Source organism: Candidatus Nitrosoglobus terrae (genome assembly GCF_002356115.1).
Lineage (GTDB): Bacteria > Pseudomonadota > Gammaproteobacteria > Nitrosococcales > Nitrosococcaceae > Nitrosoglobus > Nitrosoglobus terrae.
The window spans coordinates 1,821,518-1,848,342 of the sequence record NZ_AP014836.1; the positions used below are offsets into that span (position 1 = coordinate 1,821,518).

The following is a 26,825-nucleotide window of genomic DNA, read 5'->3' on the forward strand; positions in this document are numbered from 1 at the left end:
GCCGCTACCTCTTATTTATTATTTATATTGCGAACGGATCACGCAAAACGACGGTTTGCTCACGATCCGCTCCCGTTGAAACAATATCGATAGGTATACCACATAGCTCTTCAATCTTCTGCAAATAACTACGTGCATTATGCGGTAATTGATCATACTCTGTGATTCCAGCCGTTATTTCTTGCCAGCCAGGTAATTCTATATAGATAGGCTCACAACGATCCAAAATTTTACTGTCAGATAACAGATCAAAACGCTGACCATTATAATAATAGGCTATACAGATATGAAGGCTTTCTATACCATCAAGCACATCCAATTTAGTAACACAAAGGCTAGAGACGCTACTAATAGTGATCGCACGTCGCAGTGCTACTAAATCCAGCCAGCCACAGCGCCGTGGACGGTTAGTGGTAGCACCAAACTCTTGTCCTCGTTTAGCAAGATGAATACCAATATCATCCTTTAGCTCTGTAGGAAAAGGCCCATAACCAACTCGAGTTGTATATGCTTTAGTGATTCCAAGAACATAATCTAAATGAAGCGGTCCTACCCCGCTTCCTGTAGATGCCCCACCAGCAGTAGTATTAGAAGAGGTCACATAAGGATAGGTTCCATGATCGATATCCAAAAAAGCGCCTTGAGCCCCTTCAAAAAGAATATTTTTATTCTGCTGTCGGATCTGAGCTAGCAACATCGGTACATCCGTTATTAAGTGATCAATATTTGATCTTAGCTCTAGTGTTTGCTCTAACACCTGATCATAATTAACAGGCTCAACTCGATAATATTCTCGTAAAATAAAATTATGATAATCTACGATCTCTCGTAAATTGGCTGTGAAATTAGATTCATCTAACAGGTCACCAACTCGCAAGGCACGACGAGCTATTTTATCCTCATACGCAGGACCAATACCTCGGCCAGTAGTACCAATTGCTTGCTTGCAGCGAGCGGCCTCCCTTGCTCGATCAAGAGCAACATGATAAAGCAAAACCAATGGGCACGCAGAGCTGATCTTCAGCCGTCCCTTAACCAATATGCCTTGCTGCTCGAGCATTTTAATCTCTTCCATGAGAGCAGAAGGAGAGATCACTACTCCATTGCCAATCACACACAATACATCTTCCCGCAATATTCCAGAAGGAATTAGGTGTAAGATTATCTTCCTACCCCTAATAACCAATGTATGGCCAGCATTATGCCCACCTTGAAACCGAACTACTGCACTAACACGATCAGTTAAAAGATCAACTAACTTTCCCTTCCCCTCATCGCCCCATTGACAGCCTATAATTACGACGCTTTTAGCCACGCCCTAGCTTCCTCATTTCTATAACTTGCCATTGTCCTGCCTGTAACACTAGCTCCCGATCACAGCTTAACTCCTGAGAGTTATTAATAGCGCCTGGGAGTCCATATATAACCTGCTCTCCCTGCTGGCGTAAGCGGGCTACTTCTCGTTCAAAATTAACATCCTCCGACCAAGGAGCGTAGATCTTATGGCGGAAGTTTGAAGCTTCATAAAGAGTAATTAACTCTTTTAAATCCATACTAAAACCAGTAGCGGGCTGCGCTCGGCCAAACACTTGCCCAATATCATCATAGCGTCCTCCCTGAGCAATTGCCTGTCCACGCCCCAAGATGTAAGCAGCAAAAACTAAGCCCGTATGATACCGATAACCTCGAAGCTCACCTAAATCAAAATGTATAGGCAGTGAGGGCAAATATTTCTCTGCTAATACTGCAACTTTCTTTAGGGTTACTAACGCTTGCTCCACTCCACTTCCTGCTAACACTCGCTCTGCCTCGATAATAACCTCTTTTTCTCCATTAAGGTTAACTAAAGCTAAAAACATATGCAGGAGTCTCGCCTTTACATTATTATTTTGTAATATCCATTTAATTTCATCATGAGATCTACGCTGTAGAGCATCAAATAATAGGTATTCTTGTTCAGATGATAATCCTGCTTGCACTACAAGATCTCGAAATATTCCTACATGACCTAAATCTAAATGCACTTGCTTAATTCCAATTCGATCCAAAGCCTCCACAGTTAATCGTAAGATCTCTAGATCGCTTTCAACCCCTCCATGGCCATAGATTTCAGCCCCCATCTGAATCGGGTTACGGGTTCCTCCTAGATATTGGGGTAAGGTATGCAACACGTTTCCCATGTAACATAGTCGAAGAATACCCTTTCTTTTAATACGATGGGCAGCAATCCGGGCTACTTGCGGAGTAATATCAGCACGCACTCCCATCAGCCGACCCGTTAATTGATCAGTAAGTTTAAATGTACGTAATTCTAAATCAGTCCCAACACCTGTAGTAAGGGATTCTAAATATTCAATCAAGGGGGGAATGACTAACTCATAGCCCCAAGAATAGAAAAGGTCAATAAGCTCACGCTGCACGCGCTCGAGCCTCTCTGCCTCGGCAGGCAAAAGCTCACCCACCCCTTCAGGCAGAAGCCAGCACTCAGTTATTGACATTGGTATTACTTAGATTTTTATAGTAAGCGGGGGCAAATAAAGAGCGGCTAAAAAACTCCTCTATCCATATATACAATAGTTTTTTATTCTAACCCCTTAGATTGAATGGTTATTGATTCAGGCTTAGGCATAGAATCAGAGTTTATATTATTAAAAAACCGAAAAAAATCCCCTTTAGGTTCAAGAAGCAAAAGATCCTGGCCCTCTTGTGAAAAGATATTACGATAAGCTTCTAGGCTACGATAAAGCGCATAAAATTTTGAATCTTGATTAAAAGTATCAGCATAAATCTTTGTAGCGATAGCATCTCCAGCACCTCGAATAGTTTCTGATTCCTTCTGAGCATTTGCTAAAATGATAACACGTTGCCTATCTGCTCCTGAGCGGATTTTCTCAGCAGTTTCAACACCTTGCGAACGTAGCTCCGCCGCCACTCTCTCTCGTTCAGCTTCCATTCGATCATAAACTGAGCTACTTACATCCGCGGGCAAATCAATTCGCTTGATACGCACATCCGCAATTGTAATTCCAAATTCTTTAGCCTGATCATTTGCTCGCCTAGCCATAGTTTCCATGATAAGGGACCGTTCGCCTGAGATTACCTCTTGAATGGAACGGCGCCCAAACTCACTACGTAAACCATCCTTAATAATTTGAGATAACCGTACAGCAGCCCGACTTTCATCCCCAGTCATTGACCGATAATACTGAGCAACATCACTAATCCGCCACATTACAAAGGAATCAACAATAACATTTTTCTTTTCAACAGTTAAGTAACGCTCAGGATCAACGTCTAAAGAAAGAGTCCGGCCATCAAATTTACGCACGGAATTAAAAAATGGAGCTTTAAAATGAAGACCCGGCTCAAAATCTGAGCGCTCAATCTTACCTAACCATAATAAGAGCACACGCTCTCTTTCATCTACAAAAAAAATACTTTGCAGACCAATCACTAACAAAACTACAAAAAGGCTAGCCAAAACACCAAAATTTTTACTCATTAACGTGCCCTCCGATTTCGGCTATGGCTATGGCTATCATCGTTGCTTTGATTTGTATGCTCCTCATTACTCGATGTATTATTACCATTAGAAGATAATCTATCTAGATCTAAGGAAATAGTATGCCGATCCCTAGAGCCTCCTTCATTCGCCATACGATCAAGGGGCAGATAAAAAACATTAGTACCTTTAGGAACATCTACCAATACTTTACGGCTTCGCTCCATGACCTTTTCCATTGCTTCTAAATAAAGCCGCTCTTGAGTAATCTCTGGTGCTACCTGATACTCTTTCAATATCTGTGCAAAACGAGCTGTCTGACCCTCAGCATGAGCGACAGCTTCGCTCTTATAGCCCTCTGCCTCTTGAATTTTACGAAAAGCAGCACCGCGAGCTTTAGGAAGGATATCATTAGAGTAAGCCTCAGCTTGATTTCTTAGTCTCTGCTCATCTTCTCTAGCCTTAATAGCGTCTGCAAAGGCTGATTGCACCTGTTCTGGTGGCTGAGCATCCTGCATATTAACGCTGGTAATAATTAATCCAGCATTATATTGATCTAAAACCTGCTGGGCTAATTTTTGCGTCTGCACCATAGTTTCACTACGGCCAGAGGTCAGTACAAAATCCATAGTACTTTTCCCTACAACTTCGCGAAGAGCACTTTCAATAACTTGGCGCAAATTAATATCAGCATTACGCACATTAAATAAATAATAGCTTGCATCTTTTATTCGGTACTGAACTGCAATCCGAACATCTACGATATTCTCATCTTGGGTTAGCATTAGCGCTTCACTTGGCACTGGGGACCCTGATTGCCCTCTACCTGTCGAGCGGTAGCCAATTTCATAGCTTCGAATCTGAGCTACATCAACCAATTCCACTTTTTCAATAGGATAAGGGATATGCCAGTGAGGTCCAGAATCAGTAGTTGTTAAATACTTTCCAAACCGCAGCACCACCCCTTGTTCAGCAGGCTTAACAATATAAATGCCTGAAAGAAGCCAAGCAATAACAAGAATTAATATTAACAGGGCAATACCCGCAGTCCCGCCCCCTCGGCCTAAAATCTGAGATCCATTTCCACCCTGCATCCGCTGCCCTCCGCCACCAAATAGCTTATTGAGTTTAGCTCTTAAATTTTGAATAATCTCATCAAGGTCAGGTGGCCCTTGTTGGTCACTCGTTTTACCCCAAGAGTCTTTATCTTTATTTTCATTCGGCTCATTCCAAGCCATTAGCCTAGATACTCCAACTGTTGATGTACGTATTTAATTCGGAGTTGACTGCTTACGTGTCGCAATTATCAGCTTATTTACATTCACCGACTTGGCTCCTGCCAAGTAACTCACTGCATTTTTCCTGCTTCGCCGAGGCATCTATTGTTATTTAGGCTTTAAACTATCGTCGAACTGTTATGCCTCTCTACAGGCTTTACTCCCCGCGCTCCTCACAGTAGTCTTTCATGGAAATTCTATTTTATCATAGGAAAAACGCAAGCCGTCAAAATATTTTTTCTGCCTTCGCGCCCCGCTGCATAACATCGCTAGGGGGTCGTCGCGCATCTTTGCGCTCCGCGCTCCTTCCAAGTTATTTAATTAAGCAAACGGGATACACAATTATATTCTACAGGGATAAGCCGTTAATCGGCAAGCTTCATAAAGCTAATATATCGACTCTAATCTTCTAAAAGATTCCTTAGCCGGAAAATACTCAATTAATGCTTGCCGTAGCAAATCAATACCCTCTCCATTAAAGGCTGATAGCCATATTCGACAGATTCTACCAAAAGAATCCCTTTCTAACCGTGGCTTGCAACCTTCTATCTGATCGATTTTATTGTAAATTTCTAACTGAGGAATCTTTTCTGCGCCTATCGAGTTAAGGACTTTATTTACTTGAGTGATTAAATCCATACGCTCTTCAGAAAAAGCATCAATTACATGAAGTAACAAAGCTGCGTCCTGAGTTTCCTCCAATGTTGAACGAAAAGCTTTCACTAAACTATGGGGCAAATTGCGAATAAACCCAACAGTATCGGCTACTACCAAGGACTGAGGTGTTGCTAACCGTAAACGCCTCAACGTGGGATCTAAAGTTGCAAACAATTTATTATCTGCCAAAACTTGAGCCCCAGTTAAATAATTAAATAAAGTAGACTTACCCGCATTAGTATAGCCTACTAAAGAGATCGTGGGTATCTGAGCTCTGTATCGTGATCGTCTGCTTTGATCTCGTTGTTTATGCACTCGATCTAATTGTTTATGTAACTGACGAATACGATTATTAATCAAACGACGATCAGTTTCTAACTGTGTTTCACCCGGCCCTCGTAGACCAATGCCGCCTTTTTGGCGCTCCAAATGACTCCAGCCATGCACCAAACGCGTAGACAAATGTTGTAACTGAGCTAACTCTACTTGCAACTTACCTTCATAGGAACGAGCTCTTTGGGAAAAAATATTAAGAATAAGCTCCGTTCGATCCAGTACTTGGCATCGTAAAAATTGCTCCAGATTACGCCCTTGGGTTGGGGTTAAATCGTGATTAAATACGATTAAATCTGCCCCTTTAGCATCAACCCAAGCGCGGATTTCATCCGCTTTACCGCTACCAATAAAATATTTAGGATGAGGTGTGTCCCGTTTTCCAGTAAAAGTAGCTACTATTCGAGCTCCTGCTGAGCAAACAAGCTCAACAAACTCTGCCTGTCCCTGATAGTACGCAGATTTTTGAAAGATAACATGAACTAAAATCGCGTTATATTTATACTGCTGATTATTGTTAGAATACTTAATCAACAAAGAATACCCACGATCTTTCAGCTCCTCAACTTGTAAGCCACCCTTGATTACAAAAATTTAGCCTTCATCAGTAACCTCATCAGGTTGATGGATATTTCCAGCTTCGCTACTAGGTAATTTGACATTACGTATAGGTACTACAGTAGAAATAGCATGCTTATATACCATCTGGCTAACAGAGTTTTTTAACAGAATTACAAACTGATCAAAGGACTCTATTTGTCCTTGTAATTTAATTCCATTAACAAGATAAATAGAGACAGGAACCCGCTCTTTACGTAGAACATTAAGGAAAGGGTCTTGCAACGACTGCCCACGTGACATTGGCCTTTTCTCCTCGTATTTTTTTGTTTTCAATGATAGATAAGGCCAGAGAGGAGACGTACTAAGCGTCTATCCGGCTTTAAGATAACTCCACTGCAAAATAATAATAATTTTATCACCTGCTTCCTTGGCTATCACATATCACCGTTATTTAATAAAAACCTTTATTTCTAAACGCCTTAGATTTTTAGCCTAATCACTAAAAGCTGATGTATTTTATATCAGATTTTTCGTTTTTTTTTCACTAATTAGACCATTATATTAAAGTCTAGCATACCCTTCTAGAAACGACAGTTTTAGGAAAATTAAACCAACACCCTATCCAATATCCCCCATATTTCTTTCTCACGAAGATCTTCTCCTGATTGAATATATATTGCATTATTCTCTCGCCTTAACCACGTCAATTGCCGCTTAGCCATTTGACGGGTAGCACTAATTGCCCGTTCAACCATAATATCAAAAGAGAATTGACCTTGTAGATAAAGCCACGCCTGACGATAACCAACCGCGCGAATAGAGACTAGCTCTATACTCAAATCATGACGCATAAACAATTGCTTCACTTCCTCCAGAAACCCCGCTTCTAGCATAGCCCAGAACCGTCTCTCAATACGTTTATGGAGTAATGATCTGTCTTTAGGAGCTAAAATAAGTGTGATAACCCGATAGGGTAAAGTAGGTTGCTGGCTATTGGCAGTTAACTCGCTTAAAGGTTTACCCGTTAATTGAAAAACTTCTAAAGCTCGTTGAATGCGCTGAGGATCATGGCTACTAATACGCTCTGCTGTTACAGGATCCACGTTAGCTAAGTGAAGATATAAAGTATCCCAACCTTTAACCATTGCTTCTTGTGCTATAGCCGCCCTAATTTCTGGATTAGCTGGAGGAAGAGAAGACATTCCATACTTTAGAGTATGAAAATATAACATAGTTCCCCCTACTAACAGAGGGATACGCCCCTGATCGCTAATAGCCTTCATTAAATTCTGAGCATCGGTATAAAAACGACCCGCTGAATAAGCCTCTACTGGATCAAGAATATCAATTAAGTGATGAGGGTAGCTACGGCGTTGTATCAAGCTTGGTTTGGCAGTGCCAATATCCATCCCACGATATACCTGAGACGAATCAACACTAATAATTTCGCAGGGAAAGCGCTCCGCAAGCATTAAAGCAAACTCTGTTTTACCTGCAGCAGTTGGCCCCATGAGAAATATTACTGGAGGCCGATTACGCATAATACTAAAAATATAGTACTTTAATACGCTGGTTGCTTAAATTTAAGGATAGGTATAGTAAAGATATCAGCGCTTCATAGAATCAAAAAATGAAGCATTTGTCTTTGATTCTTTTAGCCGATTAAGTAAAAATTCCATAGCCTCTGCCTCATCCATCGGGGCAAGCAGCTTATGTAAAATCCATGTTTTCTGTAAATTGTCAGGATCGGTAAGGAGTTCTTCTCGACGAGTACCCGATCGGTTGATATTAATTGCTGGATAGATACGTTTCTCAGCAAGCTTACGCTCAAGGTGAATCTCCATATTACCAGTACCCTTAAACTCTTCATAAATCACATCATCCATACGTGATCCGGTATCAATTAGTGCAGTTGCAATTACAGTTAGGCTACCCCCTTCCTCTAAGTTACGAGCCGCACCAAAAAAGCGCTTTGGCCGCTGTAGAGCATTAGCATCAACACCTCCGGTAAGTACTTTACCAGATGAAGGTATCACCGTATTATAGGCACGAGCTAAGCGGGTAATAGAATCTAGTAAAATAACAACATCCCGCCTATGCTCTACTAGCCGTTTAGCTTTTTCAATCACCATTTCTGCAACCTGAACATGGCGGCTTGCCGGCTCATCAAAAGTACTAGAGATAACTTCTCCCCGCACTGAACGAGCCATCTCCGTAACTTCTTCTGGGCGCTCATCAATAAGCAAAACAATAAGGTAGCACTCTGGATGATTAGCTGCGATAGATTGGGCAATATTTTGGAGCATAACCGTCTTTCCCGATTTAGGAGAAGAGACAATAAGCCCTCGTTGCCCTTTACCTATAGGCGCAATTAGATCTATCACTCGCGGAGTAAGATCTTCTGTACTCCCATTACCTCGCTCTAAAACTAAACGCTTATTAGCAAAAAGTGGGGTTAAGTTTTCAAATAATACTTTGTCCCGAGAATGTTCTGGCGACTCAAGGTTAATACTACTTACTTTAAGTAACGCAAAATAGCGCTCTCCTTCTTTCGGAGGTCGAATTTTACCTTCAATAGTATCTCCAGTGCGAAGACCAAAACGTCTTATTTGGCTTGGTGAAACATAAATATCATCTGGACCAGCAAGATAGGAGGCGCTTGCTGAACGAAGAAAACCAAATCCATCTTGGAGTAGCTCTAAAACTCCACTACCGTAGATATCATCGCCGTTTTTTGCGTGAGCTTTAAGCAATGCAAAAATAAGATCTTGTCGACGTAAACGAGACATCCCCTCCAGTTCGAGGGATTGAGCAATATCTAAAAGCTCAGAAGCGCTTTTTATCTTGAGTTCAGTGAGATTCATGAAAGTTCGTCTAAATGTATAATATAGGGTGAGATAAATATTAAGTGGAAATAGATGCGCAAAATATCCACTTAGCCAAGAAATATACGAAGCTGCTAAGGATCTTAGGCGGCCTAAATATTAGGAAGTAATACTTAGATAATCCATAAAACTAACTGCTAAAAATGCTTCTACCTAGTCATATAACTGGGATCTATAATAATAACCTTTACATATCCTATTAATATTAATTGCACCTTGAAACATTCTGAGTTAGTCTTCACAGTTTCCACATTAGGAGAGGTGGCCGAGCGGTCGAAGGCGCACGCCTGGAAAGTGTGTATACGTTATACGTATCGAGGGTTCAAATCCCTCCCTCTCCGCCATATCGTTAAGTTTTTTAATATTTTATTGATTTCAGGGAAAAATCCCTAATTACTCATCTTTATTATAGATATAAATCAGAATACGCTACCTAATAACTAAGTTAAGTAATTTTCTGCTTAACCATTTATAGTTAGCTCATTTCTCGCCTGTAAACTACGTCAGATTCTATTTATCGCTATTAGCCTATTACTAACCTGAGCTTATGTATGTCCATTTGTTGTTTTTTAGGTAAAAACTAGATGAGACTAGATTCTGAGGTGAGGTAATAACAGTGATTTCTTGAATTTTAAATTGTATTTAAACTTTAAACTAGATACTTAATCAATATCAGTCGTTTAGCTTACTGAGGTCAGTTACTTGAAGGCGAGAGAGCTCTTTAGGATATACTCCTTAGAAGCAGAACCTCCCTTAATTTGGCCATCTTTAAACGGGAACTAATAACACACAATAGTAACAATACAATACTATCTTTTCAAGAGAAATTGCTACCCTCAACTTAAAATTAAAATCTTGCATTTACAATTAACCTTAAGCAAAATAATTATGATGGTGGCTTGTATCGGTCTCCTCGCAACGATACGCTGTAAACCCCGTCAGGCCTGGAAAGGAGCAGCGGTAGCAGTAAACTCGGGTGCCGAGGTAAGGCTGGTACAAGCCACTACCTTAATTGTAAGACTCATAATTAATTACATTGAGGAAGCACAAATCCTCTAGCGATGTTGCGTAGCGTAATGGAACACAGAGCGCGAGGGTAGATAACATGTGCTGTTAATTGCGTCGTTTTTTCGTATAATCTTCATCGGGCTGCGGCCTTGAAGGTGTGATCAGAAGACCGGCGATAAGGTAAAACCCCACCGGCACCTCCACTTTGACTATTGCAAGGAGTGCGGAAAGTGAGGCCTGTAGAGGTAAGTGTACAGCTACTTAACGATAGCTCTGACAAGTCCAACAAATAACCTTAGGGATTCCGATGGAGCAGGAAAAATCCAGCGAGCAACCCAACAGGGTGGGCAAACGCGCATAAGCTGATAATTGCAACAGGTAAGCAGTTAACTCTAAATCATGAATCCTTTCTCAAAACGAGTAATTAATTGATAAAATAAATATGGTAAATAAAAAATACCGCTATTATTAAATAAACCATTAAATTTTATGAGTTATCAAGTTCTTGCACGAAAATGGCGGCCTCGTAATTTCACGCAAATGGTAGGACAAGAACATGTCCTTCAAGCCTTAATCAATAGCCTTGATAATAATCGACTACATCATGCTTTTTTATTCATTGGGACTCGAGGTGTAGGTAAAACAACCTTAGCTCGCATCCTAGCAAAATCCCTTAATTGCAAAGAAGGGGTGAGATCCTCACCTTGTGAAAACTGTCAAAATTGCCAAGCCATTAGCACTGGTAATTTTGTAGATCTTATTGAAGTAGATGCAGCATCTCGTACTGGCGTGGATGATACTCGCGAGTTATTGGAAAATGTACATTACGCACCAACTACCGGTCGCTATAAAATCTATCTTATTGATGAAATCCACATGTTTTCTACTTCAAGTTTTAATGCCTTACTCAAAACCTTGGAAGAACCTCCCCCCCACGTTAAATTCTTACTAGCTACAACAAATCCCAAAAAGATACCTGCAACAGTACTCTCCCGCTGCCTTCAATTTAACCTAAGGCACATTACCCCTAAAGCAATCTCCACTCATCTAGACAAAATTCTAACTGAGGAACAAATCCCCTCTGAGATGGAAGCCTTAAGCTTAATTGCTTGTGTAGCTAAAGGTAGTATGCGTGATGCCCTCAGTCTTCTAGATCAAGCTATCGGCTACGGAGGTGGCCAAGTCACTACGGCTCATGTGCGTATGATGCTAGGTAGCACTGATCAACAAAATTTATTTGCGCTACTCAATGCCTTGTTGCTTCGAGATGGTCAGGTACTTATTGAGAAAGCCCGGGAAATCTGTAGCTATTCAGTAGATATAGCCTTTATTATAGGAGATTTACTGCACTTGCTACAGCAACTTGCTCTCTATAAAATTGCCCCCAGCACCGTTGATGAAATAGGCGATCTTGAAGAATTTCAGACTCTTGCAAATCAAATGAGCCCCGAGGATATCCAATTATTTTACCAGATTGCTCTCATAGGTAGCCGTGATCTTGCTCATGTACCTGATCCTCGTACAGCTTTTGAAATGTTACTGCTACGTATGCTGTGTTTCCATCCCATAAATGAGGATTTTACGCCACAAATATTTGCTCAGACTAAATCTACTAAAGCAGAAATAACTGCCTTAATTCCACCCTTAGAGCAAAAATCCATCGACTCATCTCTCCCAAACCATGATGATTGGCCAAAATTAGCTATCCGGCTAAAATTAACTGCCGTAGCCCGACAATTAGCAGAAAATTGCACCTTAGATCGATGCGAAAATGATACTTTGTACTTACAATTAGCCCCTAACATGGCTAATCTTCATAATAAGCGTGCAGAAGATCGCCTACAGCAAGCTTTATCTGAGCACTATGGGAGATCTATGCGATTAGTTATTCAAATTGCAGAGTCAGCAACGACTGTCGATACAGCAGCAATTAGACGTAATAAAGAACATACAGCACAGCAGCAAGCGGCGGCAGAATCCATTCAAAATGATACTAACGTTAAGGCGCTTTGCGAAACGCTTAATGCTCGACTACTACCCAATAGTATTCGCCCGCTAGAGATTAAATAAAATACTTCCAAGGAGAATAAAAAATGAAAGGCGGACTTGGTAACTTAATGAAACAAGCCCAACAACTTCAATCAACTATGGAAAAAGCACAAGAAGATCTGGCTAACATGGAAGTCACTGGCCAAGCTGGAGGAGGAATGGTAACCATTATAATGACCGGGCGGTATGATTGTCGACGTATCACTATCAGTGATGAGCTATGGCAAGAAGGGAAAGAGATGGTAGAAGATTTAATAGCCGCAGCAATCAACGACGCAGTTCGTCAAGTTGAAACTAAATCAAAGGAGAAAATGGCCAATATGACTTCAGGTATCTTGCCTCCTGGTTTTAAATTACCATTTTAATCCCTTTCTTCTTTAATTGTCTCTCGGCTCCTAAATATGAACTTATTTGGTCCTTCTCTGGAGCGTTTAGTTGTAGCATTACGCTGCCTTCCTGGCGTTGGCCCTAAATCCGCTCAACGTATGGCTTTTCATTTACTAGAGTCTGATCAAACAGGAGGGCGACGCTTAGCTGATGCGCTAATAGAAGCTTTAGATAAAATCACCCATTGTCAAGCCTGCCGCATTTTAAGTGAAACAGATCTATGCGCCTTCTGCGTTAATCCTAAACGAAATCATAGCCAGCTATGTGTCGTAGAAATGCCTAGCGATGTTCAAGCTATCGAGCAAACTACGGCCTATCAAGGATTATACTTTGTTTTGATGGGGCATCTATCCTCCCTTGATGGTATCGGCCCTACTGCTTTAGGTATGGATTTACTAGCAGAGCGCTTGGATAAAAATGAAATTCATGAAGTTATCCTCGCAACTAACCTAACAGTTGAGGGTGAGGCGACAGCTTATTACATCGGCGAGCTGGCGCGAGGCCGAAAGATTACAGTAACCCGTATTGCCCATGGAGTTCCTTTAGGCGGAGAGCTTGAGTTTGTGGATAGCAATACGCTATCCCACGCCTTTAAAGGCCGACAGCACTTATAATTAAACTAAAACTAAATTTATTAAGATCTTGATTAAATTATATTTAGAGAAATAAATTCTCTTACCCTAACCTTACCTTAACCCAATATCTCTAAGCCTTTCTATGAGTAGGCTTTATTATCTTGATCCTCATGGGCCGGCTAATGCTTTCCCTAACCCAGAGCTAGCACTTACCGATCCAAACGGATTATTAGCTGTAGGAGGCGATTTATCAGTAGAGAGAATCATTGCTGCCTATCAGCAAGGCATATTTCCTTGGTACAGTGAAGGGCAACCTATACTTTGGTGGTCTCCTGATCCGCGTATGGTCTTATTTCCTGAAAAACTGCATATTTCTCGAAGTCTACAAAAACAACTACGCCGAGAAACTTATCAGGTGACACTGGATCAAGACTTTTTAAGTGTAATTCAAGCTTGCGCTAGCTCCCGCTCAGTTAGAGAAGGAACTTGGATTACACCAGAAATAAAAAATGCTTATCTTTACCTTCACCAAATGGGAATAGCCCATTCAGCGGAAGCATGGAAAGATGGAAAATTAGCAGGGGGGCTTTATGGGTTAAGTATAGGCTATATCTTTTTTGGTGAATCTATGTTCAGCCGATATCCTGATGCTTCTAAAGTAGCTTTTGTCCATCTTTGTCGCCAACTTCAACGATGGGGATTTCCGCTTATCGACTGCCAAGTCGAATCGGCTCACTTGCAGCGACTAGGGGCTGAAACTATTTCCCGAAGCAAATTCCTCTATTGGCTACAAAAACTATGTAATCACACCTCAAATAATGGATTATGGCACCTAGATCATGATCTAAGTATTTAGCTTAAATCGCCCTATTCTTCTTTCTTATTAGAGCTATTAAGCAATCTTATCAAGGGTAATATAGAAAGTTTTTCAAAAACCATGATAGAATTTAATATTCTAAGTATTCATTATAGGAGATTATTAAGAATTACATGGCAAAAGAAAAAGAAGGTTTCATTGAAATGGAAGGAACGGTTATTGATACCCTGCCAAACACTATGTTCAGAGTAGAGTTAGAAAATGGGCACGTGGTTACTGCTCACATCTCTGGTAAAATGCGTAAGCACTATATTCGCATCCTCACAGGAGATAAGGTTACTATTGAGCTTACCCCTTACGATCTCAGCAAAGGTCGTATTATCTATCGTGCTCGCTAAGAATTTTACCCGTGCCTCTCTTCAAAATTACCCATAAACCCCTAAGCTTTAACAGCAACTATTATTTACCCCCCCTAGCTAATAACTAAAAGATCAGCGTTTTAATTTATTAATTTAACTTACCAGAAAAAAAATCCACCTACACCCACCACATTAGCTTCTTGCCGATTACCATGCCCATACCATTCATTAATTATGCGAGAATACTCAGCCACTAGTTTTAGGTTAGCATTCACATCATGATAAATCCCAGCGACATAAGCTTGTTGATCCTTAATGGTAGCCCCAGCTCCTGATAGCCGTAAAGCCGCATCAGTGGCCGTCTCATTCTCTCGTGATACCCCATAACTAAAGGCTATTTTAGTATGCTTCAAGAAAGTATATCCTCCCTGAGCTATCCAACCCTTATCTCGGCGAAAATTTCCATCTGCATCCATAGAATCGGCAGCCATAAGAAATGAGGTACCTAAACCTGCGCCTGCATAGTAAGAGCCGTTAAAATCCCAGCCACGATACTTCACCTGAGCACCCGTTGACCAGCCCCAAACATCGTTCTTCTTATTTGTCGGGTTAATATCTATTGGCTCACGCTCTAAGCTTTGCCACATTCCTGAGCCCCAGACCTGAAAACTACCATCCGTAAATGTACCCACATAGCTGGCCAGACCTTCACCTCTGGGGGTATTGGTAGTTCTAATACAATTTGCACCGCTAGCCGCTACATACTGCCCTCCTACGGCTTCTGCGCCACAAAGCTGAGAAGGATCAACCGCCGCTAAGGAAATTTTAAGACCATTCATATCTGGACTAGTCCAGCGAACTTGGGCATTAAACCCAGGATAGAGATAGCCAAAACCAATTCGCCCAAGGGTAAATCCACCTCCGTGCACATTACCCGTACCGCCTACGCCAAAGAGGGTTTGATCTGTAAGAATATTCTTACCCATGAAAAGATCCAAAGTTCGTCCTGCTAAGATTTGGCCAAAAGTTCCATCAATAGTGAAATATCCTTCTCGAAATTCAAAATTTCCCCCAAGATTAGTGGTATTACTAGAATTTTGGATACCCGTGGCTGTACCCGCTCCCCCGACTCCGCCGAATGAGCCCAAAGTATTATTCGTACTATTATCATTATTAGTTTGGCCCGCAAAGCTAATTCTTCCGCCAATATCTAGCCCATGCCAAGTGGGCGCCTTTACATTAAAGCCAAACAGCGCCGGCATAAGACCAGTACGGAAACGACTAGAACTCTGACTAAAAGGATCCATCGTCATGTTCCCACCAATGACTTTACCTAACGGATTAGAGGCAGTGGGATTATCAGGCCGACCAGATGGATCACTCCACACATAAAACTGGTTGATATTACCATCAAAGCTCACTTCCCAGCCATTGTCACCGCCGACAACAACGATAGCTTTTGCCGGCAGTGATAACCCCATGACGGCAGCTACTACGGCTAACCTAGTTTTCTTGAAATGCTCCATCCCTTATCCTCTTCATTCACAAGAAACTAAAACCCTACAACCTAAAATATTATTGTTAATTCTAGCCCCCTTAAACATGATTGCAAAACTAATCTTTTCTTCGTTGGCTAGCTATATGTATTTTTGAGGTTTTATTAAAATTTCTCAAATATACTAGGAATAATGCTTGAATATTAAGCGTTTTTTACCTTATTTTCATCAAAAAACAATACAAACCTACTTTATTACTTTAGGATTCCTCGATTTTCCCTATCGGCGAGTCCGAAAAAAAGTAGACATCATCAGCCCACAAGACTCAGCTAAAACCCCCCCTTGAATTTCAGCTCGATGATTTAATCCCTCCCCAGGAAGCACCGGCAACACACTGCCCGCTGCCCCGGCTTTAGGATCAAAAGCACCAAACACCACTCGCTTAATCCGCGCTTGGATAATGGCCCCAGCGCACATGACACAAGGCTCTAAAGTTACATAAAGGGTTGTGCCCACTAACCGATAATTACCCCTATATTGGCCAGCCGCCCGAATAGCCTGAATTTCCGCATGGGCAGTGGGATCATGGGTTCCTATAGGACAATTCCAGCCCTCGCCAATAATCTCATTATTTTGCACCAACACCGCCCCCACTGGCACCTCTCCTGCCTGTTCAGCCTGCCGGGCAAGCGTTAAAGCATAGTTCATCCATTCCTGATCTTTTTCCATTATTTTTGGAGTTTGCGGCTAAATGTCACTCGGCTGTTCCATACAGCCTCACTTGATTTGCTACAATTCGCGTTTCGCAGGAGTCCTTCAGCAGGCATAATCTGCCTCCAGTTTGTGTACCCCTCCACGCACATCACTTTCCCTCCTCCCGAGGGTAGCTAACGCTAAGATATTCTTGGCCGCGTTGATATCGCGGTCGTGGACTGTCTGGCAGTCTTGGCAGGTCCATTCACGTACCGATAGCGGTATGGTCTCTTGTACCGTACCGCATGTGCTACAGGTCTTGCTGGTCGGTGCCCATCGATCCACTTGCACCCACTCACAGCCCGTCCATTTGGCTTTATATTCCAATTGCCGTTTAAGCTCGTCCATGCCTACATCGCTAATGGATTTAGCCAATCGCCGATTGGCCATCATGCCTTTGACGTTGAGATCTTCCATGGCAATAAAACCGGCTTGACCGATAAGGGTTGTTGAAAGCTTGTGTAGCCAGTCTTGGCGGGTATTCCTCACTCTGGCATGGGCATTAGCGACCCGCATTCGCTGACAGTGCCAGCGCTGGCTGCCTTTCACTCGCCTAGATAAACGGCGTTGGGTTTTCGTGAGTTGGCGTCTGTAAGTGAGTAGATATCGAGGATTACCCGACTTCCAACCGCTTGAGGTCACGACAACGTCTTTAAGTCCGAGATCGACCCCGATACCGCTTGGCTTTTGCGGTAAGGGCTGGATACTTTCTTCGCACGTAAAGGAGGCAAAATAATGGCCTGTACAGTCTTTGGTAATCGTGACCATCTTTGGAATACCCAAGGGCTTACGGGACCACTTGAGCTTAAGCTCCCCTAACTTGGGAAGCTTGAGAAATTCACCGGCTCGGTACAGATTCGCCACTATCCGTTGATCAAGTTGATAGCGGATGCTTTGCCCGTGTAGCTTCTTTTTAAACTTTGGATATTTGGCCCGACCGGCAAAGAAGTTTCTAAATGCCGTGTCCTGATCCCGTAGCTTTTGCTGTAAGACACAAGCACTGGCCTCTTTCAGCCAGTCGTAGGTTCCAAGCTGTTTTAAAAAGGTAAGTTCACGGCTAAAGTCTATCGCTGTGACTTTCTCGCCCACATCTTGATAAAGATTGCTACGCCAAGCTAGACACTGGTTCCACACCCAACGGGCATGGCCAAATTCAACGGCTAATTGCTGGCGCTGGACGCTACCGGGATAGCAGCGAAACTTGTAGCTACGTTGGATTTTGATAGAATCTAAGTCGGTCATGGCCTCAATATTTTTCCTATTGGGTCTGTGGCAAGTGGCTAGCGGGTATTGCAAGTACCTACTAGCCGCGACCTCGATTATACTGCGAATTCCAGCCGCTGCAAACGTCACTTTATATTGCCCTCGCGCTCGGTGCGCCGCTACGCTTCTCAACCTCGCTAGAGGGTCGGAATGCATCCCTGTATTCCTTCAAAGAGTAGTTCAGCCTGTAAGCCTTGAACATCTTTGGTGACTTGGTAAACCACTTCCTGATTTAAAGTAAAATGAGCTTCGCCACATTTAATTTTTAAGTTTTCATCCCGGCGACGCTTCGCCTCCTCCAGTTCAGATTTAGTTTCTACGATAAAATACACCCGAGTATCATTTTCAAATACTAGCGCCCAATCAGGATTATAATTACCCAAAGGAGTCGGGATTTTAAAGGCTGCAGGCAATTTGAAGAAAAACTTCACCCGCTCATCCAAAACACAATCCTGAGCAAAACCACTTTCCACGTCACTGTCTTTCACCACACAGGCAAAAGCTTCCCCCAAATCACCGTTGTCTAAAATAGGTTCAGCCTGTAACAACGTTTTACTAAGCGGTAGAGTGGTAGCGTTATTATTTGACGGGTAAACACTGCTTAAATAGGTTTCTATTGGTTCATCAAATAGCGTCATTTCATAACGTTTACCGTTAATCTCATGATATTTAATACCTTGCACCAACAACCCTTGCAAACAGGTAGTAATCGCCCTCACCACGGTATCCAAAAATCCTTGCCCATTGATTAATAACTCACCCAAACGACCAGCGCCTTTTAAAATGGCAAACAAGCTTTCCCGGGATACCGGCACCCGATTTTGCAAATAGGCATATACATCAGGCACAACAGCGCTTTGATAGCTTACCGCTTGCTCACTGACTGCATTGACCACACTCTGCACCCCTTTGTTATCCAGTACCAATTTTGCTTTTTTTGAGCGCACTTTAGGCGCTTGCACTTTGGGGTATTGATTAAAATCCTGTAAAGCGGCTATACAGCTTTGCATCAATTCAGTGGTATCCAGCTTCACGCTATAACGGGTTTGGTAATTGATTTTGTTCCAAATCGCGGTAAATAAAGCGTGTTCCTCAGCACTTAACGGCTTGCGGCTAATACGAACTTTTGCCCGCGCGTCCTTAACCCGCCCTGCAAACTTCACTCCGGCATCTTCTTCCAACTCTTGTTGCAAGGCTGTCGCAAAACTTGCATAGCTTTCATTGGGGATTACGGTTAATATATTCACTTGTTTATCGTGTACCCGCTCACCTTGCTGGTTGACGGGCAACCGCAAACCCCGCCCCAGCTCTTGGCGTTTTTTCAGCAGGCTTTTACTTTCATTCAGGGTACAAATTTGAAACACATTGGGATTATCCCAGCCTTCCCGTAGCGCCGTATGGCTAAAGATAAATTGTAACGGCTCATCCAAGCTTAATAAGCGCTTTCTCTCTTGCATGATCAGCTCATAGGTATCGTCATCTTTTGAGCTTCCCCGCTCCGTACTGTCTACCCAAACGGTGTTAGCGCCGCCCCCTTTACCTTTTTTATCGCCGGAAAAATAACCGCCATGGACGGTTTTTACATCATAAGGAATTAAATCGGGATAACGTTTGGCGTATTTTTCAAAAGCGGCTGTAAACCAAATAGCAAATTTACCCGCCACCGCCTCGCTGCTGTCATCAACGCTACGATAACTAGCCACCTTATCAATAAAAAATAAACTGAGTACTTTAATGCCTTGGGGTTTTAGTCTTTCGAGCTTGGCAAAGTGGGTTGCTACGGTACGTTCAATCTGAAAACTCATCACTTCATCCATCAATCCGCCGTGGGCATGATGCAGCTTGAGCACCAAACCGCCAGAAAATACTACCTCATCGCTACGGATTTCATTGAGAATAAACCCAGCTTGGTAATAGGCGCGCTGGTTGGACTTCACATACAAATCATCCCCCAGCTTTAAGGGCAAGGTTTTACGTTTCACCTCTGTTTTATCGTTGACATCTAGGCTGATCTTCGCCGTCATCCTCTTGGCTTTGGCTTCAATATCTACCAGTTCTACAAAAGCCATATTTTGGCTGTGATCCGCCAAAATCCCATCCACTTCAATTTGCTTCACCAAGCCCAAATCGTAAGCTTGCACCGGATCGAGTTTATACAGCAGATTATAAAGATTTCGATGGGTAGCCGAGTAACGCAAAGTACAAAGGGGATTTAAGTCAAACAAGGCTTTACGGCGAATATCAGTTTCAAAGTTTTGCGGTTCATCCACGATCACAATCGGCTGTACTGCTCGAATGTGTTCAATGGGCGCACAAGCTCGTTCGCCTAGTTGATTAATTTTGTTGCTGTCTTTGGTGAAACTATCGATAGTGATCACCAAAATACTCAGAGCATCGCTTTGGGCAAAGTGTTTGAGTTCGTTGAGTTTATCGCTGTTATAGAGTATGGCTTCGCAAGGCACTCGAGCATAATCCGCCGCAAAGTGCTCATGGGTATCCCGCAGATTTTGCAACGTGCCCTCACGAATGGCCACACTGGGCACCACGATTACAAACTTTTTAAAGCCATATTGTTTATTCAGCGCGTAAATGGTTTTAATAAACGTATAGGTTTTACCCGTGCCCGTTTCCATTTCAATGGTAAAGTTCAACAGACAAAACGTCTCTTTACCATTATCGGATTTTGATACCTCCAAAACGGTAGAAGGAATTAAGCCATTGGCTTGTTGCACCCGCTGTACATTACTCAGGATTTGCCCATCATCAATCTGTAACTGATTACCAATGCTGCCATCAGCGCCATAGCGCACACTGGAATTTTGGCTAACTAAAGCAAATTCAGATTTAGCCAAAGGCTGGCCGTCAAACAATTGTACCACCGCATTTACCGCTTGGGTTTGATACGCTTGGTGGGTAAATTGTAATTTCATCCCTGCCCCATTAAATCACCCACAACCCAATATCCAAGCCCGCTAATTCTAGTTGTAAATTACTCAGGGCTTCATCTTTGTTATCGCCGGTAAAACAAGAATTCAGTAAAATCACCTGCGCCGGTTTAGCTTTAACGATTTCCTCTTTTAGCCCTTCGCTATAAGGCTCAAAGCATAACCACAGCCGTTTATCATCCGGCATCAACACCCGATGCACGGTCACACCGGCCATTGATGTAGCTTTCCCAATGGCATGCACTCCCAGCACCCCTAAACCGTTTTTGAGCAATAACTCCGTCAGCATATTGGTTTGTAAGTTATCCTGCCCGTCAGCCGCAGGCGCTTTTTCTGTTTTTTGAAAGGCTTCTAGCTGCTGTTCAATTTCTTCTACGCTGTTTAAATCACTGCGCCACACCTTAAAATTGCTCGGTGCCAGCGTAAAATAAGCACAGGCCAGATCTTGGGTTTTATCAGGATACTCGGCTTTGAGCTTGGCCATCACCTTATCGATGCGGGCGCGGGTAATATCGGCAATGGTGCGATAACCGGCTTTATACGCTTCGCTATTTTCTGCTAGCTTTTCTGGGAGCTGTACCAAAATACATTGGCGATTACCGCCATCTTCTAGGTTCAGTGCCATCACGGCGTGGGCGGTAGTGCCAGAGCCGGCGAAAAAATCGAGGATGATGCCGTCGGAGTTACATCCTATTGTTAAGATTTTTTTTAAATATTCAACTGGTTTCGGATAATCGAAAAAAGCTTGGTTATTAAAAATTCTCTTTAATGCTTTATTTGAGCCATCAGTATGTCCTACTTCATCGTAATCCCAAAATGTTGATGGTGTAAGTCCTTGTTTAACTTCACTTAAGAATTTTTTTACCGATGGTACATTATTTCCTGTTTTACCAAACCAAATCCTATTATCTTCAACCATTTCTTTAAACTTATCTTCACTAACCACCCAACTTCTCCCCTCTGGAGGGAGAATCTCTCTTCCTGAAGGGGTAATAATTTTATACCTATCTTTTTCTGTAACTCTACCAACACTTAGATCTGCCGATTTCCATGCTCCTCTTGAGTCATCATCTATATTTTTATATCTATTATCCTGTTCTTCTGTCCGTTCTACCAAGTTCAATCTAAATTTCAATTTATCTTTAGCAAAAACAATCAAATTTTCATGACTAATAGAAAAATATTTTGCATCATTTTGAAGTCCGTACTTCTTCCTCCAAATAATTGTGCTTACAAAATTCTCTTCCCCAAACACCTCATCACACAGCAATTTCAAATTCGCCGCTTCGTTATCATCAATAGAAATAAATATCACCCCATCATCCCGCAATAAATTACGGGCTAAATACAAACGGGGGTACATCATGGACAGCCAAACGCTGTGATAATGGCCATTTTCTTTGCTGTTTTTCTTCCATAGGCTTTGTTTGTTTAACAAGCCTTGTTCATCTATTTCGCCGGTGCGTTGGCGGTAGGCTTCCAGTGTTTCAGAATAGTCATCCGGATAGACAAAACTATCGTTGCCGGTGTTATAGGGCGGGTCGATATAAATCATCTTCACCTTGCCGTAGTAGCTTTTTTGCAATACCCGCAGCACTTCCAAGTTTTCCCCTTCAATCAACATATGCTGAGCATGCTCAGGGTTATTGGCCGCAGGGCGTAAAGTATGGCTGGTGGTTTTTTGAATTTCACGCCGAGCGGCACTTTTACCCGCCCATGAAAGTTCGTAGTGTTCTTTTTGGGTTAACCGATCTTCACCTAGTAACGCTTTTAAGGCGTTGAGATCAAGATGATTATCGCGGATCAACTCCGGCGCCGCTTGCTTGAATAGATCAAGCAGTTCTTGTTTGCGTTGCGCCAAAGCATCCGGGCTATGGCTAATATTAGGAGGAGTTTGGTTATTCATCATTCTTCCGGCCAACGTAGATTAAAGTGCTCTAGCAGCACATTTTTTAACTCATTGGGCTGGATTCGGTGGGTAGTTAAACCCCCATTGGGATGACGGTGCCTCAGTTCATCGCCCAATACCGACAAACGTCCGCCCTCCGGTAAAGCACGGGATACAATGATTTGATCACGAAAACTAGACTCTGGATGGGTACTGGTATACCAATTGGCTACTTTTTGATCACTAATGGGCATCACCTCGCCCCAAAACTCGTAGATATCCTGCCAGTGATTATCTTGCCACACCTGATGAAACCAACGCCCTTCTTCCTGAATCAAGCGACGACGATCGTGAGGCGTTTGTTGTTCAAGGCCATTTTGCCACAGCAAAGCTTGAGTGAGAGAAAGACTGCCTACCCCGACATCAGTCAGCCATTGCTGCGCTGCTAACGTAACTATAATAAATAAATGGGTACGGGGCGGCATTTCTGAGCGATCTACGGTACGCAAACGCACCCGCGCCGCCAGTGGCTTGGCCTTAAACCCTAACTGCAATAGCACCTGCAAAAACAACCCATTTTGCTCAAAGCAATAACCCCCACGCTGGGAAAGCACCAGCTTGTTAAACAACGCATCCAGCTCTAACTCCACCGGTCGGCGTAAAAATACATCCAGATTTTCAAAGGGAATAGATTGGCTATGGGCGCGGGTTAACCCGTGCAAAACGGCTACTGTAGGCGCTAGCGAACCTTGATAACCAATACGAGTTAAGTACTGTGATAGATTGATTTGCATTGCTGAAAACCCTTAACTCCAGATTAAGAATCTTATCATTTTCAAATCTATGATTTGTATCACATTTTTGACTTATAGTGCTTGAAAGAAAGCTATTTCACTAGTAAATCTTAAACCTTAAGTTAAAAAATCAAATTTATACAGTTATTTATGCTACTGAGAATGCAAGCAACCACGGCTACCTATCTATCTGCATTCATCATACATAGTATTAAAACTAACTAAAGGAGACGATTATGGGCATTAACATCAGCATCGTTGCTGGACAAGATAAATCTTCATCCAGTGTAAATGCTAGCGGAACTGTACAGCATGTTATTACTGATGAGGAACGAACAACTTTTCATTTAGGTGATAAACAGCTTAAGGATGCGGTAAAAGCCTATTTTGGTAAGAGTCCAAACGATGCTTATCTTCATAGCCCAACACCCTGGGACGACCTATACAAAAGATATAATTGGCCACAAGTAGAAATGGTGCTGGTTGTCCAGAGCGCAGAAATCCTTGGTATTACCTCAGAGCCGGTTATTGTTAAAACCCAAGAATTTTCAAATAACAGTAATAAGACGGGAACCTTCAACGTTAATATCACTGAGTCAGTAGACAATACAACATCATCTAACTGGAGCACGGGGGGTACACTCACCATCGGCCAAAAAATTTCCTATAAAGTAGGATTTCTAGGTACTGGTGTTGAGGGTGAAACTTCAATGTCATACAGTCAATCATGGGGCGTTGGCGGGCAAGAGTCAAAATCAATCACAGTGGGTTCATCCTCTGGCGTAACCGTAGAACTTAACCCTGGTGAGTCTGTTATTGCTGAGCTTTCAGCAAGCCGTGGCGTAATGAAAGTTCGTATCCATTACAATGCCTATCTCATCGGAAGTACGGCGGTAAACTATAACCCTACCTACAAGGATCATCATTTCTGGAGCTTAGACATTGCCGCTGTTATGTCCAAAGGAGGCATCATCAACTCAGTGAAATCAACCGAAGACATAGAGATTGGTTATTATTCTAACTCTAAGATCGAACTGAAAGATAAAAAAACGGGAACCTTTAAAGCCGCGTACTCTATGGCCGATCAACCGGGTAAAGCAGCATAAACACTAAGATAAGACCTAACAGGTGGCTATGGCACACATAGCCACCTTCTTTCGTTCTCAACTAGATCACCAGTTTCTAATCATTAACAGATAGAGATCCCTTCACCAGAAGGGAGTGATTAGACCTTACCCAGCACAGATTACCCATGCACGTAATGGCGCGGCGGCACAATGGGGATCTTCACTCCGCTTTCTTCAGAAGCGCGACTTTGCTCGTTATAATGCCAAATAACGCCAAGCTGATAATGAGCTGATGACTATTTAAAACAAATTTAAACAGGAATTTCACTATGACAAGTGCCCAACAACGCGCCGAACTCCAGCGCCGAATTTGGCAAATTGCCGATGATGTTCGCGGTTCGGTGGATGGCTGGGATTTTAAGCAGTACGTATTAGGCACCTTGTTTTATCGTTTCATCAGTGAAGATTTTGCCAATTACATTGAAAATGAGGATGACAGTATCGATTACGCAACACTTCCCGATGAGGTGATTACCCCAGAAATTAAAGACGATATCATTAAAACCAAGGGCTATTTTATTTTCCCCAGCCAGTTGTTTGCCAATATTGCGACTAACGCTAACAAAAATGACCGTTTAAACACCGATTTAGCAAACATTTTTACCGCCATAGAAAGCTCGGCCAATGGCTACCCATCTGAGCCAGATATTAAAGGCTTGTTTACCGATTTTGATACCACCAGCAACCGCTTGGGTAATACAGTGGTGGATAAAAATAGTCGTTTAGCGGCAGTCATCAAAGGCGTGGCCGAGTTGGATTTTGGCAGCTTCCAAAACAGCCAAATTGATTTATTCGGCGATGCCTACGAATTTTTAATTTCTAACTATGCCGCCAATGCAGGTAAATCCGGTGGTGAATTTTTCACTCCGCAGCATGTTTCAAAACTCATTGCACAACTGGCCATGCACAAACAAACCAGTGTCAATAAAATTTACGATCCCGCGGCGGGTTCAGGTTCTTTGTTGCTGCAAGCGAAAAAACACTTTGAGGCCCATATCATTGAAGAGGGTTTCTTTGGCCAAGAGATTAACCATACTACTTACAACTTGGCGCGGATGAATATGTTTTTGCACAACATTAATTACGATAAATTCAATATCGCCCTCGGCAATACCCTGCTCAACCCACAGTTTAGCGACGAAAAACCTTTCGATGCCATTGTTTCTAACCCGCCCTATTCAGTGAAATGGATCGGCAGCGACGATCCCACCCTGATTAATGATGAACGTTTTGCCCCCGCCGGTGTGTTAGCACCTAAATCCAAAGCCGACTTTGCCTTTGTGCTCCATGCGTTGAGTTATTTATCCAGCAAAGGGCGGGCGGCCATTGTCTGCTTTCCTGGTATTTTTTATCGCGGCGGTGCCGAGCAAAAAATCCGCCAATATCTAGTGGATAACAACTATGTTGAAACCGTGATTTCGCTTGCGCCTAACCTATTTTTTGGCACCAGTATCGCGGTGAACATTTTAGTACTTTCTAAACATAAAGCCGACAACACCACCCAGTTCATTGATGCCAGCGAACTGTTCAAAAAAGAAACCAATAACAACATCCTGAAAGATGAGCATATTACCCAAATTATGCAGGTATTTGACAGCAAAGAAGCTATTGAACACTTTGCCAAAACCGTAGAAAGCAGCGCGATTGCGGCCAACGACTACAACCTAGCCGTCAGCTCTTACGTGGAAGCCAAAGATACCCGCAAAATCATTCCTATTCATCAGCTCAACGCCGAACTCAAAACCACTGTCGCTAAAATCGACCAACTCCGTACCGAAATTGATGCCATCGTGGCAGAAATCGACCTGCCTGCCCTGTCTGCCGTCAGGCAGAGCAGGCAGGAAGAAAACTGATGTTTTATACGTATGTTTTGCTTTGTGATAATGGAGCGTATTACAAGGGTTTTACTAATAACCTTGAGCGTCATTATCAACAGCACTTGAATGGTAATGGTGCAAAGTACACTGCAAAACACAAGCCTATAAAAATAACTTACTATGAAACCTTCAAAACCGAACAAGAAGCCGTTGCAAGAGAAAAATACTTCAAATCTGGCGCTGGTCGTGAATGGCTGAAAACTCAAATTGATCTGCTGCCCTGCCTGCCGTCAGGAAGGTCAGACAGAACAGCATGATATTAGAAAATAAAC

Annotated in this window: 22 protein-coding genes, 1 tRNA gene and 1 other RNA gene; 10 read left to right on the forward strand and 14 right to left on the reverse strand. The window is 42.6% G+C overall.

Annotation, left to right across the window (positions count from 1 at the left end; all coding sequences use genetic code 11):
• Positions 1-22 precede the first annotated feature (22 nt).
• The 8 genes from TAO_RS08620 to rho form a co-directional block, all read right to left on the reverse strand.
• On the reverse strand, positions 23-1,315 hold the full coding sequence (locus tag TAO_RS08620; protein WP_096527521.1) for an adenylosuccinate synthase: 1,293 nt from the start codon (positions 1,313-1,315) through the stop codon (positions 23-25).
• Positions 1,308-2,498, reverse strand: a complete 1,191-nt coding sequence (locus tag TAO_RS08625) for an ATP phosphoribosyltransferase regulatory subunit (protein ID WP_096527522.1) — start codon at positions 2,496-2,498, stop codon at positions 1,308-1,310. The genes TAO_RS08620 and TAO_RS08625 overlap by 8 nt, the downstream gene beginning before the upstream one ends.
• A gap of 83 nt (positions 2,499-2,581) precedes the next feature.
• Complete coding sequence (gene hflC, locus TAO_RS08630; protein ID WP_096527523.1) at positions 2,582-3,502, reverse strand: protease modulator HflC; 921 nt, start codon at positions 3,500-3,502, stop codon at positions 2,582-2,584.
• Entirely contained in the window at positions 3,502-4,740 is a 1,239-nt protein-coding gene (hflK, locus tag TAO_RS08635) for an FtsH protease activity modulator HflK (RefSeq protein ID WP_096527524.1), read from the reverse strand. Before hflK ends, hflC begins: the two co-directional genes overlap by 1 nt.
• Positions 4,741-5,166: 426 nt before the next feature.
• Complete coding sequence (hflX, locus tag TAO_RS08640; protein WP_172419089.1) at positions 5,167-6,303, reverse strand: ribosome rescue GTPase HflX; 1,137 nt, start codon at positions 6,301-6,303, stop codon at positions 5,167-5,169.
• A 60-nt stretch (positions 6,304-6,363) separates the two neighbouring features.
• On the reverse strand, positions 6,364-6,630 hold the full coding sequence (gene hfq / locus TAO_RS08645) for an RNA chaperone Hfq (protein WP_096527526.1): 267 nt from the start codon (positions 6,628-6,630) through the stop codon (positions 6,364-6,366).
• Between the two features lie 305 nt (positions 6,631-6,935).
• Positions 6,936-7,871 carry a tRNA (adenosine(37)-N6)-dimethylallyltransferase MiaA gene (gene miaA, locus TAO_RS08650; protein ID WP_096527527.1) on the reverse strand — a complete coding sequence of 312 codons (936 nt, stop codon included), beginning with the start codon at positions 7,869-7,871 and terminating at the stop codon, positions 6,936-6,938.
• A gap of 66 nt (positions 7,872-7,937) precedes the next feature.
• Positions 7,938-9,194 (reverse strand): transcription termination factor Rho, encoded by a 1,257-nt coding sequence (gene rho, locus TAO_RS08655; protein ID WP_096527528.1) that lies wholly within the window; start codon positions 9,192-9,194, stop codon positions 7,938-7,940.
• Between the two features lie 276 nt (positions 9,195-9,470).
• On the opposite strand from rho, the gene TAO_RS08660 reads away from it, so the two are divergent.
• From TAO_RS08660 to infA, 7 genes are all read left to right on the forward strand, one after another.
• Positions 9,471-9,559, forward strand: a tRNA-Ser gene (locus TAO_RS08660).
• Positions 9,560-10,117: 558 nt separating this feature from the next.
• An RNA gene (gene ffs, locus TAO_RS08665) (signal recognition particle sRNA small type) lies at positions 10,118-10,214 on the forward strand.
• Positions 10,215-10,712: 498 nt separating this feature from the next.
• Positions 10,713-12,293 carry a DNA polymerase III subunit gamma/tau gene (gene dnaX / locus TAO_RS08670; protein ID WP_096527529.1) on the forward strand — a complete coding sequence of 527 codons (1,581 nt, stop codon included), beginning with the start codon at positions 10,713-10,715 and terminating at the stop codon, positions 12,291-12,293.
• A gap of 23 nt (positions 12,294-12,316) precedes the next feature.
• Positions 12,317-12,637, forward strand: coding sequence for a YbaB/EbfC family nucleoid-associated protein (locus tag TAO_RS08675; protein WP_096527530.1), 321 nt, complete (start codon positions 12,317-12,319; stop codon positions 12,635-12,637).
• Positions 12,638-12,673: 36 nt separating this feature from the next.
• A complete protein-coding gene (recR, locus tag TAO_RS08680) occupies positions 12,674-13,273 on the forward strand; it encodes a recombination mediator RecR (protein WP_096527531.1) in 600 nt (199 codons plus the stop codon).
• 103 nt (positions 13,274-13,376) lie between these two features.
• Positions 13,377-14,090, forward strand: coding sequence for a leucyl/phenylalanyl-tRNA--protein transferase (aat, locus tag TAO_RS08685; RefSeq protein WP_096527532.1), 714 nt, complete (start codon positions 13,377-13,379; stop codon positions 14,088-14,090).
• A 134-nt stretch (positions 14,091-14,224) separates the two neighbouring features.
• Positions 14,225-14,449 carry a translation initiation factor IF-1 gene (infA, locus tag TAO_RS08690; RefSeq protein WP_096527533.1) on the forward strand — a complete coding sequence of 75 codons (225 nt, stop codon included), beginning with the start codon at positions 14,225-14,227 and terminating at the stop codon, positions 14,447-14,449.
• A gap of 119 nt (positions 14,450-14,568) precedes the next feature.
• Here the strand turns inward: infA and TAO_RS08695 are convergent, their stop codons facing one another.
• From TAO_RS08695 to TAO_RS08720, 6 genes are all read right to left on the reverse strand, one after another.
• Positions 14,569-15,936 (reverse strand): porin, encoded by a 1,368-nt coding sequence (locus TAO_RS08695; RefSeq protein ID WP_096527534.1) that lies wholly within the window; start codon positions 15,934-15,936, stop codon positions 14,569-14,571.
• 249 nt (positions 15,937-16,185) lie between these two features.
• The gene (gene tadA, locus TAO_RS08700; protein ID WP_096527535.1) at positions 16,186-16,635 is read right to left on the reverse strand and encodes a tRNA adenosine(34) deaminase TadA; all 450 of its coding nucleotides are present in this window, start codon (positions 16,633-16,635) and stop codon (positions 16,186-16,188) included.
• An 87-nt stretch (positions 16,636-16,722) separates the two neighbouring features.
• Entirely contained in the window at positions 16,723-18,078 is a 1,356-nt protein-coding gene (locus TAO_RS08705) for an RNA-guided endonuclease InsQ/TnpB family protein (protein ID WP_408607626.1), read from the reverse strand.
• The gene (locus TAO_RS08710; protein ID WP_096527536.1) at positions 18,060-20,852 is read right to left on the reverse strand and encodes a restriction endonuclease; all 2,793 of its coding nucleotides are present in this window, start codon (positions 20,850-20,852) and stop codon (positions 18,060-18,062) included. Before TAO_RS08710 ends, TAO_RS08705 begins: the two co-directional genes overlap by 19 nt.
• Before the next feature lie 10 nt (positions 20,853-20,862).
• Positions 20,863-22,776, reverse strand: a complete 1,914-nt coding sequence (locus TAO_RS08715) for a site-specific DNA-methyltransferase (RefSeq protein WP_197702537.1) — start codon at positions 22,774-22,776, stop codon at positions 20,863-20,865.
• Positions 22,773-23,549, reverse strand: a complete 777-nt coding sequence (locus TAO_RS08720; protein WP_096527537.1) for an arylamine N-acetyltransferase family protein — start codon at positions 23,547-23,549, stop codon at positions 22,773-22,775. Before TAO_RS08720 ends, TAO_RS08715 begins: the two co-directional genes overlap by 4 nt.
• A gap of 236 nt (positions 23,550-23,785) precedes the next feature.
• Between TAO_RS08720 and TAO_RS08725 the strand changes: the two genes are divergently transcribed.
• From TAO_RS08725 to TAO_RS08735, 3 genes are all read left to right on the forward strand, one after another.
• Entirely contained in the window at positions 23,786-24,655 is an 870-nt protein-coding gene (locus tag TAO_RS08725; RefSeq protein WP_096527538.1) for a follicular epithelium yolk protein subunit, read from the forward strand.
• 290 nt (positions 24,656-24,945) lie between these two features.
• The gene (locus TAO_RS08730; RefSeq protein WP_096527539.1) at positions 24,946-26,529 is read left to right on the forward strand and encodes a type I restriction-modification system subunit M; all 1,584 of its coding nucleotides are present in this window, start codon (positions 24,946-24,948) and stop codon (positions 26,527-26,529) included.
• On the forward strand, positions 26,529-26,810 hold the full coding sequence (locus tag TAO_RS08735) for a GIY-YIG nuclease family protein (RefSeq protein ID WP_096527540.1): 282 nt from the start codon (positions 26,529-26,531) through the stop codon (positions 26,808-26,810). The genes TAO_RS08730 and TAO_RS08735 overlap by 1 nt, the downstream gene beginning before the upstream one ends.
• Positions 26,811-26,825 lie beyond the last annotated feature (15 nt).

What these genes read in the sequence shown, in the direction of transcription:
- TAO_RS08625 (WP_096527522.1), bottom strand. Translation starts at nt 2,498, where the DNA reads ATGTCAATAACTGAGTGCTGGCTTCTGCCTGAAGGGGTGGGTGAGCTT.
- hflC (WP_096527523.1), bottom strand. Translation starts at nt 3,502, where the DNA reads ATGAGTAAAAATTTTGGTGTTTTGGCTAGCCTTTTTGTAGTTTTGTTA.
- hflK (WP_096527524.1), bottom strand. Translation starts at nt 4,740, where the DNA reads ATGGCTTGGAATGAGCCGAATGAAAATAAAGATAAAGACTCTTGGGGT.
- hfq (WP_096527526.1), bottom strand. Translation starts at nt 6,630, where the DNA reads ATGTCACGTGGGCAGTCGTTGCAAGACCCTTTCCTTAATGTTCTACGT.
- miaA (WP_096527527.1), bottom strand. Translation starts at nt 7,871, where the DNA reads ATGCGTAATCGGCCTCCAGTAATATTTCTCATGGGGCCAACTGCTGCA.
- rho (WP_096527528.1), bottom strand. Translation starts at nt 9,194, where the DNA reads ATGAATCTCACTGAACTCAAGATAAAAAGCGCTTCTGAGCTTTTAGAT.
- dnaX (WP_096527529.1), top strand. Translation starts at nt 10,713, where the DNA reads ATGAGTTATCAAGTTCTTGCACGAAAATGGCGGCCTCGTAATTTCACG.
- TAO_RS08675 (WP_096527530.1), top strand. Translation starts at nt 12,317, where the DNA reads ATGAAAGGCGGACTTGGTAACTTAATGAAACAAGCCCAACAACTTCAA.
- recR (WP_096527531.1), top strand. Translation starts at nt 12,674, where the DNA reads ATGAACTTATTTGGTCCTTCTCTGGAGCGTTTAGTTGTAGCATTACGC.
- aat (WP_096527532.1), top strand. Translation starts at nt 13,377, where the DNA reads ATGAGTAGGCTTTATTATCTTGATCCTCATGGGCCGGCTAATGCTTTC.
- infA (WP_096527533.1), top strand. Translation starts at nt 14,225, where the DNA reads ATGGCAAAAGAAAAAGAAGGTTTCATTGAAATGGAAGGAACGGTTATT.
- TAO_RS08695 (WP_096527534.1), bottom strand. Translation starts at nt 15,936, where the DNA reads ATGGAGCATTTCAAGAAAACTAGGTTAGCCGTAGTAGCTGCCGTCATG.
- tadA (WP_096527535.1), bottom strand. Translation starts at nt 16,635, where the DNA reads ATGGAAAAAGATCAGGAATGGATGAACTATGCTTTAACGCTTGCCCGG.
- TAO_RS08705 (WP_408607626.1), bottom strand. Translation starts at nt 18,078, where the DNA reads ATGCATTCCGACCCTCTAGCGAGGTTGAGAAGCGTAGCGGCGCACCGA.
- TAO_RS08710 (WP_096527536.1), bottom strand. Translation starts at nt 20,852, where the DNA reads ATGAAATTACAATTTACCCACCAAGCGTATCAAACCCAAGCGGTAAAT.
- TAO_RS08715 (WP_197702537.1), bottom strand. Translation starts at nt 22,776, where the DNA reads ATGATGAATAACCAAACTCCTCCTAATATTAGCCATAGCCCGGATGCT.
- TAO_RS08720 (WP_096527537.1), bottom strand. Translation starts at nt 23,549, where the DNA reads ATGCAAATCAATCTATCACAGTACTTAACTCGTATTGGTTATCAAGGT.
- TAO_RS08725 (WP_096527538.1), top strand. Translation starts at nt 23,786, where the DNA reads ATGGGCATTAACATCAGCATCGTTGCTGGACAAGATAAATCTTCATCC.
- TAO_RS08730 (WP_096527539.1), top strand. Translation starts at nt 24,946, where the DNA reads ATGACAAGTGCCCAACAACGCGCCGAACTCCAGCGCCGAATTTGGCAA.
- TAO_RS08735 (WP_096527540.1), top strand. Translation starts at nt 26,529, where the DNA reads ATGTTTTATACGTATGTTTTGCTTTGTGATAATGGAGCGTATTACAAG.